Genomic DNA, 14,790 nt, shown 5'->3' with positions numbered 1-14,790 from the left:
TGAAAATATTAATTAATGGTATGTTAAGTATATATTTAAATTTTGAGATAAAACGGACCTAATCTTCATTCTGAATTCCGGAAATGAATGATCTGTCCGATTGCGTGGATGACGTGAAATGGCGCTAATGGATGTATTCGTTCCAGGCGATGATTTGCGTATTTGAGTCGAATCGCAAAAAATATCGCCATTATTGCGTGCAGGGAAGTAATCGAGTAAATCGCTTTCCTCTATTTCGATTTTTGCGGCTCAAGCCGACGAGCTGGCATTTCGGGTAAAACAGACGTGCCGGCCATCCTTTTCGCCGGCACCGTACGCCACGCGCAGCGTGGCCGCACCTCGCGTCCCCAGGCGAAGCTCCGGGTTTCCTTGTGCCTGATTCCGGGCGAGGTCCGGCTGTGTCCAAGGTTCGTTCGAAAAAATGACCGATCGTCTCGATATGTGGGATGAACCGGCGCGCATGTCCTTTGAATGGTGATGAATAGATCTGAATAAGCCGTCCGTGGAGACGTCGGATTTGCTGGATAAGTAGATAAGTAGAGAGAATGAAAATCGGCTACGCGAGGGTTTCTACTGATGACCAAAATCTCGATTTGCAACTCGAGGCGCTGCGGGCGGTGGGATGCGTAAAAGTATTCACCGATCATGGCGTGTCCGGCAGCACCTTTTCCCGGCCCGGGCTCGACGAGGTGCTGGATGTGCTCAAGGCGGGCGATACCCTCGTGGTCTGGAGGCTGGACCGGCTCGGCCGTTCGATCAAGAAGCTGATCGAGCTTGTCGAAACCTTGGGGAAGAGGAAGATCCAGTTCGTGTCGATCACGGAGTGCATCGATACGACGTCCGCCGGCGGCACCTTGCTGTTTCATATCATGGCGGCGCTCGCCCAGTTCGAGCGCTCGCTGATCGGCGAGCGCACGCGCGCCGGCATGCGCGCGGCCAAGGCGCGCGGCCAGCATGTCGGCAGGCGTCACGCGATGACCGAGGCCGAGTGTGTCCAGGCGCATCAACTGCTGTCCGAGCACTCAACCCTGTTCGTTGCCCAGAAGTTCGAGATTCATCCCAAGACGTTGCTGCGCAGCCTGCGCCGCCACGGACTCAGTGTCGAGAAGACCGTTTGCTGACCCGGGCAGCCCGGCGCCGGGTCCGTGGCGAGGCGCGCCCCCCCCGCGCGGGCCTCGTTTGCGCATATCTCGTTCCGATACCGGGCAGTTCTAGCCTGCCAGGTTCTACTTCAGGAGGCGCGCGGTTTGCTCCGACTGCTGCCGCGCGCGGCGGATCGTGCGCGGATGAACGTTGAATTTCGCCGCGACGTCGCTGATGGAGCAACTCTCGAGCAGCTCAATCGCCTCGGTCTTCTGCTCCGGCGTCAGAACCGGACGCCGGCCCAGCCGGGAGCCCCGGTCGCGCGCCGCGCGCATGCCGGCGCGCGTGCGCTCGCCGATCAGCGAGCGCTCGAACTGGGCGAGCGCGGCGAGCATGTGAAAGATCAGCATGCCGCTGCACGACGTCGTGTCGATGGCTTCCGTGAGTGACTGAAACTGTATTCCCCTGGCACTGAGGCTTTCGATCAGTTCCAGGAGCCGCCGCAGCGACCGGCCGAGCCTGTCCAGTCTCCATACGACGAGAATATCTCCCGCACGCAATTGTTCCAGCATCGAACTGAGTCCGGGGCGCAAAAAGCTGGCGCCCGAAACACCCTGATCTTCAAAAAGCATTTGGCAACCCGCCGCCTTCAAAGCACGAGTCTGTAGATCCAGATTCTGCTCATCCGTCGATACGCGTGCATACCCGATTTTCATGACACTTTACTCCGAGATTTAGTTTGTTTTTTACTTGTGAATACGAATTACCTGATCAGCATTTTCTGCTGACTAATGACGACAAAGGCTGGACATAACGGGTCCCTTTCGTCCTGGCAAATTCCTCGTAAATTCACGCAGCAAGTTCATGATTAACCCGATGGTTTTTTAGCGGCGATCGACTATGCTGGATCGTGACACAAAGGACCCCTTTTGTCCTTTTCTCCCCGTTATGGCGTCGCCTGTAATAAAGGCGCGGCGGCATGATGTCCGGGCAGCCTTTGTTCCCGCAGCCGGTTCGGCCACTGGCCGATTTGCCTGAGCAGTCCGGCCGGGCGGGAACGCTGTGCATTGCCGCGTCGCTGACGAACCTGCGCGAGATCGAGCGCGCATGGGGTTCGCGGCCCGCACTTGCGGTACGGCATGTCGTTCTCGAGCGGGCACGCGAGCTGTGCCGTTCGGTATCGGGCATTGCGGTGCTGAGCGGTGACGTGATCCTGTTCGTCTTCGATTCGCCGCTTGGCGGTCTGCCGCCGGCTGCGTCGGACCTGGCGCAGATCGGCTTGCTGCTCGACCGCATTCTTTGCGATCTCGCCGACCAACCGGTCAAGATCGCCGGCGACGCGGTATTCGTCACGCTATCCCTGTCGGTCGTCGAGCAGGCGGAAGGCGCATTCGATGCCGCGGCTCCCGGCGCCGATGCGCATGTCGCGCGGCCGGGCCGCGAGGAAGAGCACTGGCGCGAGCGTTTTCTCGTCGACATGAAGGCGGCCGAGAACCTGTTTTCGGCGAAGCATCTCGACCGTCTGGTCTTCGATGCGGAATCGGTCCGCCATCTGGGCAGCGCGGGGATCGTGCGGTACTACAAGGTGGTGCCTTTCTGGACGTGCCACGGCGTTCGCCAGCAGGTTGCCGGGATGGTGGCGCCGCTCGCGCGGCTCGGCCTCGTGCGCAGGCTGGATCGCTGGGCCGTCGAGGCGACCCTGTGCGCGTTGCACGCGAACCCGGGTCTCTCGTTTGGCTGCAACGTGACGTCGCACAGCGCTTCGCTCGATGCCTGGTGGACGCTCATCATTGCGCAACTGGGCGAGCAGCGAGCCGTCGCGCAGAGGCTCGTCATCGAGCTGTCGGATGTGCCGCCGGCGACCGATCTCGTGACCGTCGGCGCATTTGTGCGCAGGCTTCAGGCGCTGGGCTGCCAGGTCGCGCTCGATAACGTGGGCGGCGGCAGGAGCAGTGTCGAGGCATTGGCGTCGCTCGGCGCCGACATCGTCAAGATCGGCGCGGGCTGCCTGCGCGAGGCGCGGGTGAGCGACCGGGCCGCCGACTTTCTGCGCAACCTCGTTGCCTTGGCGCGCGGCACCGGCGCCGACGTCGTGATTACCGGCGCCGAGGATGCAGCGGACGTGGAGATTGCGGAGTTCGTCGGGGCGACGCATATCCAAGGGCCGTGTTTCAAGGATCAGGTTCCTGAAATTTTGAATATCAATTGTCCTAACTAAACCGAAGTTCCGGTTTGGCCGGGAATCGTTCATCCCGGGTCCGGCCTTGCGGCTGGTCCCCGGGCTCATTTTGTCTGGGTCGAAGCGTTCGTGTCCGCGAACCGTATAGGGGTTCGCGGGCCGGCGATACGCGACGTTTAATAAGGGGAATTGTGTGACGACGAAGATTGCGGTGTGTGGCTTGGGCTATGTCGGTCTGCCCGTGGCAGTGGCGCTCGCACGCCACTTTGAAGTGACCGGATTCGATGTCGACGCGCGGCGGGTCGAAAACCTGCGCGACGGCGAGGACTGGACCGGCGAAATCGAGCCGCACGTGCTGCGCGACTCGACGATGCGCTTTACCGACAAGGTCGAGGACCTGGCGGGGACCAACTTCTTCGTGGTCGCGGTGCCGACGCCCGTCGACGAAAAATGCAGCCCCGACTTTTCGCTGCTGGAAAGCGCGTGCCGGCTGATCGGTCCGGTTCTGCAACCGGGCAGCATCGTGGTGTTCGAATCGACCGTCCATCCGGGCGCGACCGAGGACATCTGCGGGCCGGCACTCGAAAAGAGTTCGGGCCTGCGCTGCGGCATCGACTTCAAGCTCGGCTACAGCCCCGAGCGGATCAACCCGGGCGACCGCGAGCATCCGCTCGAAAAGATCGTCAAGATCGTCTCGGGCCAGGACCAGCAGGCGCTCGACGAGATCGCCGCCGTCTACGAAAAAATCATCGATGCGGGCGTGTTCCGCGCGTCGTCGATCAAGGTGGCCGAAGCGGCCAAGGTCATCGAGAACACGCAGCGCGACATCAATATCGCGCTCATGAACGAAGTCTCGAAGATCTGCGATCTGGTCGGCATCCGTTCGTCCGAGGTGCTGGAAGCCGCGGGCACCAAGTGGAACTTCCTGCGCTTTACGCCGGGCCTCGTCGGCGGTCATTGCATCGGCGTCGATCCGTACTATCTGACCTCGAAGGCGCAGGAACTCGGCTACCACCCCGAAGTGATCCTGGCGGGGCGCCGCATCAACGACGGCATGGCCGACTACGTCGCCGGCCGTCTCGTTCAGGTGATCGCGAGCCGCCATCGTCTCAAGGCGTCGACCCGCGTCGGCATTCTCGGCATCACGTTCAAGGAGAACGTGCCCGACATCCGCAATTCGAAGGTCGTCGATCTTTACGAAGCGCTCACGCGCTACGGCATGTCGCCGATCGTCTACGACCCGATGGCCGATGCGGAGCAGGTGCACGAAGAGTACGGCATCAAGCTCTCGTCGCGCGAGGAACTCAACGCGCTGGACGTGCTCGTGTTCGCCGTGCCGCACCGCGAGATCGTCGACACGATCGAGAGCGATCTGCCCGGAATGATTGCCGACGGCGGGATCGTCTGCGATCTGAAGTCGTCTCTCGACGGCGAGCGGATCATGAAAAACAAGCTGACCTACTGGGCGCTTTGAGCGGCAGTACAGACGATATCTGAACGATCATCATGACTCTTTTCAACATAGCGCCTGTTGGTACCTGCCGTATTCACACGCCGCTGCGCCGGGGCGCGGGCCGTTATCCGATCCGTCCGGTGCTGGCCCGCAACTACGGATTCGTCCATACGAGTTCCGAAGCGCTTCAGCAATTGCAGTTCATGTTCGGCCAGAAGGACATTCCGGCCGACGTGCGCACGCTGACGTTTCGGCCCGGTTCGTCCGGGAGCTTCGAAGGGAAGCCGTCGCCCGGCGCCGATCTTTATCTGGTCGAGATTTCTTCGCGCAAGCTGCTGAGCGTCGACGGCCATCCGATCCAGATGAACTACATGGTGCGGCATTTCGGCGATTTCTTCGCCGACAAGAAACGCACCCGCCAGTTCTGGTCGATGGCCGTGCCGAGCCGGATGGCCGAGCGGCGCGCATGGCTCGACCAGGATTTCGCGTTCCAGCGTCTGTCGGCACAGGATCGCGATCTGCTCGCGCGCATTCAGCGGCACGACCTCAAGGATGCCGAAATTTCGGCGGAAATGGAGCAGATCGCGACGATGGTCGGCAAGGACCATCTGGCCTTCGTCACGCACGTCAACGCCGATACGCCCGACAACATGCCCGTCGAGCAGCGGCGCGAGCTGATTAACACCGTGCGCGCGATCGCGAAACGCATGAACGTGCCGTGCTACGACCCGACTCCGCTGATGCGCAAGCTGGGCCAGGCCAACGCAATGGAAAACGGCGGGCTCGATCTGACGCACTACACCGATCTGTTCTCGGACCAGCTGTGCGAGGCCTGGTACACGGAGTTCGTCGTGCCGCGCGTCGATACGTCCGACGTGCAGGCGCCGCCGAAGACCGATGCGGTCCAGCACGAGGACACCGCGGAAAGTCTCGAAGCCGCCTGGAACGCCGGGCGCGTGCTCGAAGTGTCGCAGCGGCTGCGCGGGATTCTGCGCCATGGCGAAAGCAGCCGTCAGCACCGGCTGTTGTTGGGCCGCGTGCAATACGACCTGGGCGACTTCGAGGGCGCGGCCGCGCAGTTCGAATCGTTCGGCGCGGAGCCGGAATTCGACGAAAAGACCAACCTGCTGCTCACCCAGTGCTACTTCGAGACCGGGCGCTACGAGCAGGCTGCCCGGCTCGCCGCGGCGCTGCTCGCCGACGAGCACGAAGCGCCCGCGATCCTGCGCATCTGCGCGGAATCGGCCGGCAAGCTCGGCGATACGGCCACGGCGCTGGCTAACTGGAAGCGCCTGTTCCGTCTGTCGACCGATAGCGCCGACGCAGCCGCCGCCGCGACGGCCGTGCTGCGTCTGCTCGAAACCTCGGGCGATGCCGAGGGCGTCGTGCAGTGGGCAGGCGAAGTGCGCGACGCGCTGCCGGCTCACGCGCCGAGCTTCGTGGCGCTCTGGGAGCGTGCGCTGACGGCGCCGGATCGCGCGGCGCTGCTGGAGCTGGCGCGCGAGCCCGTGGAGATGGACGAGGCCGAGATCCTGGCCCTCGCGCAACGCACGATCGAGCGTGGCTGCGCGACGCCGGCCGCGCTGCTCGCCGCGACCCAGGGGCTCACGCGCAGCAACCGCAAGGAGACGGCCGAATGGATCGCGCGCGCTGCGGCGGCCTGGCTCGACGAGGGCAACGCGGCGCTCGCCTCGGGCGACATGCTGAAGGCGGCGGACCGGCTTCAGGCGCACGCGCAGCTCAATGCGAACAGCAATGCGCTGATTCGCGCGAGACGGCAGCTCGAACGCCAGATGCGTCAGGACGTGCGCGCGGCGCTGATCGCCCGCGATTACGAACGTGCGGCCGGCGTGCTCGCGATCGCGAGTCAGACGCTCACGACATTCCCCGAGCTGGCGAGCTTCCGCATTCGCGTGGCCGAAGCGCTCGACGACATCGACACCGCGCTGGTCTATCTGCGCGATGCGTCCGGGCTCGACGACATCACCGAGAGCACGTGGATCAAGCTGGCTCGCATGGCGGTGCGCAGCGGCTACTACGGCGAGGCGATCGATGCCTATGCGCGGGTGCTGAACTCGGCGTCGAGCGATCCTGCCGCGCGCATCGAGGCGAAGCGCCAGATTCTCGGCCTGCGCAGCCGCGTTATCCGGCTTGCACGGGAAGCGCATCGCGCGGGCGATTACGAACGCGCCTGGGCACTCCTCGAACGTCTGCAGCAGCTCGATCCGGACAACAAGGAAGTCTCGCAGGAGAAGAAGCGCGTGCTCGCGGGGCTGCACGTGAAGGTGAAGTCGCTCGATGCCGCGCACGATGCCGACCGGCTCACGCTGGGCGAGACGATCCTGCGCCTCGCGCCCGAAGACCCGGTCGGCTTGAAGGCGGCGGCGACGGGCGCCATGCGCACGCATCGTTTCGAGCAGGCGCTCAAGTACTGGCAGGCGTTGCGTTCGCGCTCCGCATCGCCGGAACTGATCGACGGAAATATCCAGAAGTGCCGGATATTCATCGATCGCGCCAAGCGCAAGAAGGCCGCCTGACGGGCCGCTGATGCGCCATGCGCCGGGACGCGGGTTCCGGCGCATGGCGAGCGGCCGCGAATGGGGTTGAGGTATTTCCAGGGATAAATGGCTGGGTTCCGGTAATGGCTAAAGCAGGAAAAACAGCAGCGAACGAGAGCACGCTCGCCGTGCAGGCTCGGCCCAAACGAGGCCGGCCGGCAGGCGACGCGGGCACGGCGCACGAGGCCGGCAGGCAGGCCGCTTCGCCGGCAAAGCCGCGTGCGGCCGCAAGGCCCGCGGCCGAGGCGAAATCCGGCACGGCTGCGAAGCCGAAGGCTGTGGCGAAATCCAGGGCGGTGGCGAAGCCGAAGGCCGTGGTGGAACCGAGCGCGGCAGCAGAGATCAAGAAGGCTTCGGCACAACTGGAGGTAGTAGGGGAGCACACGGCTGAGGTACAACCCGAGGCAGCAGCAGAGCCTCAGGCTACAGCACACGCCGAGGCAGCGGCAAAGCCCAGGGTCGCAGCACAACCCGCGGTGGTGGGAGAGCACACGGCTGCGGCACAACCCGAGGCAGCAGCAGAGCCTCAGGCTACAGCACACGACGAGGCAGCGGCAAAGCCCGAGGTCGCAGCACAACCCAAGGCAGCGAAGCCCAAAGCGGTAGCGCGGCCCAAGGCGGCCACGCCGAACACCCCGGCCACGCCCGACGCCGCCGTACCACCGCCGCAACAGCAACAACCGCAGTCCGAAGCAAACGCAGAAGCAAATGCACAACCGCAGGACCTGCCTTCACTGCACGAAGAACTCACACGCCTGCTCGCGGCCTGCACGACGTTGCAGAACGCGCGCAAGCACCTGGGCGAGGCGGAGCGGCTGGCCGCGCAGGACCCCGACGACCGGACCGTGCGTATCGTGCTGCTGCAGATGCGGGAGCGGACCGGGCTCAGCACCGGCCTGCTCGAACAATGGGCCGATCTGCTGCGCGACTGCCCCGACGATCTGATGGTGGCGCGGCACTACGCGACGCGTCTTCTGAAGGAGCGCCGCTTCGACGAGGCCATGGCGGTCGCGGATCGCCATTTTCCCGAGCAGGCGCAGGACACGCGCAAGGCGCTGGCCCGCGCCGAATTTCTCGCCGACATCAAGGCGCACGATGCGTCGGATGCGATCTTCCGGCGCCTCATCGCGGAACACGACCGGCGCCATCTGCGGGTGGCGTTCGCGAAGCGCCTCGTCAAGCGCAGCATGGTGGCCGACGCGATCGAAGTCATCGAGCCGGTCGCGCACGAACTCTCGCCCGACAGCAAGGGCGGCCAGCTCGTCGCGAAGATCGTCGACGACTACACGTTCTACCGCCGCTTCGAATCCGCCGCCGATCTGGCCGGACAGGACATCAAGATCGTCGCGATGCGTCAGGCCATCCTGCGTTTTCGCCATCGCGACGTAGCGCCGCCGCCGCGCGGAAAGCCCGCCTCGGTCGCGCTCGTCACGGGCAGCCTCGGGCCCGGCGGCGCGGAACGGCAACTGACGCGGCTCGCCGTGCATTTGCGGCGTCTCGTGGCCGAGGCCGCCGGTGCACGCGACAGCGCTGCGGACCACGCCACAGGCCACGACGTCAGCGCGATCGAAGTGCTGGTCAAGCAGCACTCGGACCCGGCGCGCGTCGACCGGCCGCAGCGTCTCGACTTCTTTCTGGGCGTGCTGCGCGAGGCCGATGTCAAGGTCTCCGAAATCAACGCGATGCCGGCCGTGTCGGCTGCGCATCAGGACATTCACGACGCGGACCTGCTGCGCCTGCTCGGCAATCTGCCGCCCCAGGTGCACTACGGCGTCACGCGTCTCGCGCCGTATCTGCGCGAACGCAGGTTCGACGTTGTGAGCCTCTGGCAGGACGGCACCTGTCTGTTCGGCGCGCTGGCCGCGCTGCTGGCCGGCGTGCCGACGATCCACCTCGTGTTTCGCGGACTGCCGCCGAATATCCGCCAGGAACGCAATCGTCCGGAGTACGCAGCGTTCTATCGCGCCATCGCCGAGGTGCCGGGCATTCACTTCGTCAGCAACAGCATGACCGGCGCGCGCGAGTACGCCCAGTGGCTCGGGCTACCGCTCGAACGCTTTCGTATCCTCTATAACGGCGTGCCCGAAATGAACGCGCTCGCCTCGGAGCAGGACGAGCAGAAGTGGACGGCGTTCGTCGAGCGCACGGCGGACGCGAGCGAAACGATCGGCGGCGTGTTCCGCCTCGAACCGGACAAGCGGCCGCTGTTGTGGATCAAGCTCGCGCACCGCTATCTGAAGCGGCGTCCGCTGGCGCGCTTCGTTATCGTCGGCGACGGCCGTTTCAGCGACGAGGCGCAGGCGCTCGCCACCGAGCTCGGCATCGCGGGCCGCCTGCTGCTCGTCGGACTCTCGTCGCACGTGGGGTTCTGGTATTCGAAGATGGACGTCAAGGTGATGCTGTCGCGCCACGAAGGTTTGCCGAACGTGCTGATCGAAGCGCAACTGCTCGGCATCTGCGTGGTGTCGACGCCGGCCGGCGGCGCGGGCGAGTGCTTTATCGACGGCGTGACCGGGCATCTGCTCGGCTGCGCGGAGAACCCCGACCTGAACGATGCGTGCGAGAAGATCGAACACCTCGTGCTCAGCGCGCAGGCGGATGCCACCGTGCGGGAGCGGGCGCGGCAGCGGGCCGCCGAACTCTTTTCGGTGGAGGCGATGCTCGCCACGTTCATGAGCCTGTGCCGGCGCGCCGCGCCGGTGGAGGAAAGCCCCTTGCAGGTGGAACAACTCGACAATCTGGTGATGAATTGATGCGGTACGGGCTTGTTGGTTTTCCTGACCGTCTGGTCATGGCTCTGGCTTTCTGTCTCTGCGGCGTTTTGCAGGGATGCGTGATCCCGCGCAGCGGGCCGCTGCTCAGCGAAGTGCAGGCTTCGCGCGATCACAACGACATCGAACTGGTCGGCGTGACGCCGGCGCTCGCGCTCGCCTCGCGCGCGGCGGGCAGCGCGAGCTTTCCGGACGCGTTCCAGCAGGCGCAGCCGGTCGATTACGAAAAACTCGCGCCAGGCGACGGCGTCGACATTTCGCTGTGGGGGCAGGACGGCGTGGGCGTGTTCGGCAACGGCTCGGGTGGCGCGAGCGGCCTGAGCGGCACCGGCGGCATGACGGACCTCGGCGAGATGGTGATCGACGAAGCCGGCACGATCTACGTTCCGCAAGTGGGCCGTGTGCATGCGCAAGGCCTGACGCCGGCCGGGCTGCGCGACGCGATCGAGCGGCGCCTGAGCCGCGTGACGGTCGGGCTCGATGTCAACGTGCGGCGCACGGAACGGCGCGGGCAGACCGTGGCGATCGAGGGCGACCTCAAGAAGCCCGGCGTGTATCCGATCGGGCCGGGCATGCAGCGCCTGAGCGGACTGTTGAGCAAGGCCGCGCCCGACCAGATGAACCCCGAGCAGCTCGCGGTGACGCTGCGGCGCAATGGCGAGAGCGTGTCCGTGCGGCTGTCCGACGTCTATCGCAACAGCGCGGAAGATATCGCCTTGCGTGCCGGCGACTCCGTGGTCGTGCATGACGTCGTCGAGAATCTGACGGTGCTCGGCGCGGCGGGTGCGCAATCGCGGCTCAAGCTCAGCAAGCGCAATTACACGGTGCTCGACGCGCTCGGCGATTCGCGCGGCCTGAACGATTCGCTCGCCAATCCGAAGGCGGTCTTCCTGCTGCGCATCCGCCCGGACGATGCCGGCACCGCCGACACGCGGCCGGTGGTCTATCAGTTCGATTTCACGAAGCCCGAGCAGATGGTGCTCGCCGGCAAGTTCGCGGTACACGACGGCGACGCGATCTATATCTCGGACGCACCGTTCACCCAGGTTCAGAAGGTTCTCTCCGCCTTCAGCGCGACGCTCGGCACCGCGCGTTCCGTGTCCAGCCTGTCGCAGTGAAGGCCGGACATGAGCAACCAGGATCGCATCAAGAACTGGCGCGAGCGCCGGACGGCGCGGCATGCCGGCGACGAGGCCGGCAATGCGGAGGCGGCGGCGAATACCGTCACCGATGCGGTGACCAGCACGGCGCACAACGCAGCAGACAGCGCAGCGGGCACCGCAGCGACCCACGCGGCGCACGGCTTGCGCGCGGCGGACTCCGCGGGCGGCGTGCTGAGCGGCGTACTCGATGCGCTCGCCAGCGCTCCGCACGAGAGCGTGGCCGGGCGGCGGCGCATCTACGCGGCGCTCGAAAGCGAACTCGAGGCGGAACTCGCGCGCGATGGCGTGCCGCCCGAGCGCGCGGAATTGCGCCGGCGCCAGTTGCGCATGGTCGTGCGTCTGCTGGAAACCGATATTCGCGCGGGCATCGACGTGTTGACGGCAGGCTATGCACCGGCCACGCTCGACGCCGACGACGCGCGTCTGGTCGACGGATTCAACCGGCGCGGGCAGCAGCGCAAACAGCAGGAGACGCGCGAAGCACGCCGTCTTGCGTCGCGCGAGGACGTGGCCTTCGAGATCGCGCTGAAGCCGCACGAGGCGCACGAAGTCGCGCTGCTGCGCGAGCGGATCGCCGGGATTCATGCGCGGCAGCATGGCGCGCAGCCGGGCACGCTGCAATCGCGGCTGGCGAGCATCGGGCCGCTGCTGCGGCTCCAGCTGCATATCCTGCAGAGCGAAAGCCGCATCGCGCTGCTGTGGTCCGTGGTCGGTCCCGCCGTGCTGCTGAGCCTGATCTCGTCGCTGTATTTCCTGATGGGCACGCACTACGTGCTCGGCATGGACGTGCCGACGTTCTCGCTGCTGGGCGCGACGACGTGGATCATGTTCCGACAGGCCGTGTTCCGCACGAGCACGAGCTATGTCGCGGCGCGCGGGCTTATCAACCTGGAGTCGGTGACGCCGCTCGCGGTGGCGCTGGTGCAGGGCGGGCTCTTCATCGGCATCTATCTCGGCGTGTATGCCGTGCTGATCGGCGTCGGCCACAGCCTCGGCCTCATTACGCTGCCCGTGCGCTGGTCGGGTGCGATCGCCTATGTCGTGATGATGGGCGGCGCGGGCGTCTCGATGGGGCTGATCTTCGGCAGCATCGCCATCCGCTGGCACTTCTTCTTGCGCTTTGCGCCCGTGATCGAGCGCGGCCTGGAAGTATTCTCGTCGGTCTTTTTCGTCTCCGAACAGTTGCCGGAGCAATACCGCAAGTACTTCTTATGGTCGCCGTTCGCGCATGGGATGCAACTGCTCAGATCGGCGTACTTCGACAGCTATTCGTCGCATGACGCGAGCTTCGCGTATTTCGTCACCGCGCTGGTTTTTCTCGGCGTGCTCGGCGCGGGCATGGAGCGGCTCGCGCGAACCCATGTTCAACCGATGTGAGCGCGCCATGATCCTGATGAACGGTGTGACGGACGTGCCGCGAATTTTCGGTGCGCGGCAGCCGCTGCTGCAGCAGGTCGATCTGCTGATTCCGCAGGGGCGCTATGCGCTGCTCTCGCGGCGGCCGGAATTCCATCGCGCGATCGTCGACGTGATCGCGGGGCTGCGGCCGCCGCGCGAGGGCTTCGTCGCTCACCAGGGGCTCGTGTCGTGGCCGCTCGGGCGGCAGGGCTTCGTGCGCGGCAAGGCGACCGGCCTGCGCATGATCGAGTTCGTCTGCGCGCTCTATGGGCTTGCGCCCACGCCCTGCGTCGAGCTGGTGTCGGACCTGCTGACGAGCCCCGAGTATCTGGCGCGGCCGATGGAGCATTGGCCGCTCTATGTGCGTCAGGAATTTTCCTTTGCGCTCGCGCTCGCGCCGGACTTCGACGTGTATGTCGTCGAAGGTGCAATTCCGTTCGAGGACTGCCGCTTCACGAACCTGTGGCTCGCGCTGTTCGAAGAACGGCTGGTCGGGCGCACGCTGCTTCTATCAACCTACCGTCATCAGCAAATGATGGATTACTGCACCAAAGGTTTGGTCTATGAGCAATACGGCCTTCGGATCAACGACGACCTCGGAGAATGCATCCGCCGGTTCCCGCCCCGGAGATCCCGCAGCGAGTCAGGCGGAGACAATGTGGTCGACATCGGCGTCGGCGTCGGAGACCAGTTCGGCGTCTAGCGAGGAACTGCCGCTCGCGCAGCGCGCCAGGGTGCGCGAGCAGGCGTTGCGGCAGCGCCGCCGCCAGCGGCTCGTGACACTCGGCCTCGTGCTCGTGCCGGTCGTGCTGACGGCGCTTTACGCGCTCGTCTTCGCCGCGCCGCGCTATCGCGCCGAAGCGCGCTTCTCGGTGCGTTCGAGCGCGTCCCAGCCGGCCGCGCAGGGCACCGCGGGCCTGCTGTCGAGCGGCAGCGGCGGCAGCGTGGTGGGCGGCTTCGTCGACGGCTGGGCCGTGGCCGACTTCATCCGCTCGCGCGACGCCATGCGCCAGCTCGACAACCGGATCGGGCTGCGCCGGTATCTCGTGTACACCGGCCTCGACCCGCTGAACCGGCTGTCGCCCGAGGCCGGCGAGGACGCGCTGTACCGCGCCTATCTCGGCGCGGTCGACGTCTCGTACAACATGATCGAGCAGATCGACGTGCTGCGCGTGAGCGCCTTCTCGCCCGAGGATGCGCGCACGCTGTCGGACGCGCTGATCGGGCTGGCTCAGCAGTTCGTCAACAACATGGACGAAAAGGGCGTGACCGATACGCTCAAGGTCAGCAAGGAGGCCGTGACGCGCGCGGAGAAGGAGGCGATCGGGGCGCGCGGCACGCTGACCGACTGGCGCGTGCGCAACGGCAATATCGACCCCGAGGCGGAAGCCGGCATGTTGCTGAATCTCTCCGCGCAGCTGGAGGCCGAACTCAACACTGCGAAGATCAATCTCGACAAGATCCGCGCGCTGAACAACCCCGAGCATCCGATGCTGAAGCCCGCGCAGATGCAGGTGAGCGCGCTGCGCAAGCAGCTCGACGAGGTGCATGCGCGCATGAGCGGCAAGGGCAACACCGACGCGAGCCGGCTGAAGTCCTATCAGGCGCTGCTGAACGCGCAGACTTTCGCGGACCAGAATCTCGCCTCGGCACGGCAGAACTATCAGCAGGCCTTTACCGACACGCTGCGGCTGCAACGCTACCTCAGCGTGATCGCGCGCCCGTTGCCCGAGGGGCGGCCCGGCAGCCCGAATACCGGCGTGCTGCTGATCGAGGCGCTGGCCGTGGGGTTCGTCTTCGCGTTTGCCGTGCGTGCCGCCGAGGCGCTGTACCGGGAGTTCAGGCATGGCTGAGCCGGTGACCACACGCGCCGGGCATGGCGAACGCGATGAACGCGGCGAGCGTTCCGCACGCGCCGGCACGCTGGCGCCGCTCGAAGCCGCGAAGCGGGCGATCCGCACGGAAGCGTGGGAGCCGGGGCTGGCGCAGCTCGACGAGATCGAGCGCGGCGGCGGCCAGCTCGACGCTCATGCCGGCCTGCTGAAGGCGATCGCGCTGATCCGCTCGCGCGGCTTCGCGGCCGGAATCGGCGGCCTCGACGCGCAGCGGATTCGCGAGGCGCAGGGCCGCGCCGACGTGCGCCGCCTCGTGGTCGCGCCGCTCGTCAAGTCCGGGGCGCTGGCCG

General features: G+C 65.6%; 11 protein-coding genes. 10 read left to right on the top strand and 1 reads right to left on the bottom strand.

Annotated features, from left to right (window positions below; genetic code table 11):
- The first annotated feature begins 545 nt into the window (after window positions 1–545).
- Window positions 546–1,121, top strand: a complete 576-nt coding sequence (locus F3J20_RS08440; protein ID WP_167043818.1) for a recombinase family protein — start codon at window positions 546–548, stop codon at window positions 1,119–1,121.
- A 105-nt stretch (window positions 1,122–1,226) separates the two neighbouring features.
- Here the strand turns inward: F3J20_RS08440 and F3J20_RS08435 are convergent, their stop codons facing one another.
- On the bottom strand, window positions 1,227–1,799 hold the full coding sequence (locus F3J20_RS08435) for a recombinase family protein (protein WP_167283089.1): 573 nt from the start codon (window positions 1,797–1,799) through the stop codon (window positions 1,227–1,229).
- Between the two features lie 263 nt (window positions 1,800–2,062).
- Here F3J20_RS08435 and F3J20_RS08430 point away from each other — a divergent pair, with 263 nt between their 5' ends.
- The 9 genes from F3J20_RS08430 to F3J20_RS08390 form a co-directional block, all read left to right on the top strand.
- Window positions 2,063–3,301: an EAL domain-containing protein gene (locus F3J20_RS08430; RefSeq protein WP_167283087.1), complete on the top strand. Its 1,239-nt coding sequence runs from the start codon at window positions 2,063–2,065 to the stop codon at window positions 3,299–3,301.
- A 172-nt stretch (window positions 3,302–3,473) separates the two neighbouring features.
- A complete protein-coding gene (locus F3J20_RS08425) occupies window positions 3,474–4,736 on the top strand; it encodes a nucleotide sugar dehydrogenase (RefSeq protein ID WP_167043983.1) in 1,263 nt (420 codons plus the stop codon).
- Window positions 4,737–4,768: 32 nt separating this feature from the next.
- On the top strand, window positions 4,769–7,252 hold the full coding sequence (locus tag F3J20_RS08420) for a tetratricopeptide repeat protein (protein WP_167283086.1): 2,484 nt from the start codon (window positions 4,769–4,771) through the stop codon (window positions 7,250–7,252).
- A 104-nt stretch (window positions 7,253–7,356) separates the two neighbouring features.
- Entirely contained in the window at window positions 7,357–10,026 is a 2,670-nt protein-coding gene (locus F3J20_RS08415; protein WP_167283084.1) for a glycosyltransferase, read from the top strand.
- An 80-nt stretch (window positions 10,027–10,106) separates the two neighbouring features.
- A complete protein-coding gene (locus tag F3J20_RS08410; protein ID WP_167283083.1) occupies window positions 10,107–11,162 on the top strand; it encodes a polysaccharide biosynthesis/export family protein in 1,056 nt (351 codons plus the stop codon).
- 9 nt (window positions 11,163–11,171) lie between these two features.
- Window positions 11,172–12,584: a sugar ABC transporter permease gene (locus tag F3J20_RS08405; RefSeq protein ID WP_167283081.1), complete on the top strand. Its 1,413-nt coding sequence runs from the start codon at window positions 11,172–11,174 to the stop codon at window positions 12,582–12,584.
- Between the two features lie 7 nt (window positions 12,585–12,591).
- Window positions 12,592–13,308 (top strand): ATPase, encoded by a 717-nt coding sequence (locus tag F3J20_RS08400; protein WP_167043836.1) that lies wholly within the window; start codon window positions 12,592–12,594, stop codon window positions 13,306–13,308.
- Window positions 13,262–14,458 (top strand): sugar ABC transporter, encoded by a 1,197-nt coding sequence (locus F3J20_RS08395; protein ID WP_240159045.1) that lies wholly within the window; start codon window positions 13,262–13,264, stop codon window positions 14,456–14,458. The genes F3J20_RS08400 and F3J20_RS08395 overlap by 47 nt, the downstream gene beginning before the upstream one ends.
- Window positions 14,451–14,790, top strand: a 340-nt coding sequence (locus F3J20_RS08390; RefSeq protein WP_167283079.1) for a hypothetical protein, incomplete at its 3' end; no start/stop codon positions are given. The genes F3J20_RS08395 and F3J20_RS08390, both read left to right, overlap by 8 nt.

The sequence above is a fragment of the Paraburkholderia sp. Cy-641 genome, assembly GCF_011752945.1.
Lineage (GTDB): Bacteria > Pseudomonadota > Gammaproteobacteria > Burkholderiales > Burkholderiaceae > Paraburkholderia.
The sequence above is the reverse complement of the archived record's forward strand: the minus strand, read 5'-3'. Positions and strand labels throughout refer to the sequence as shown.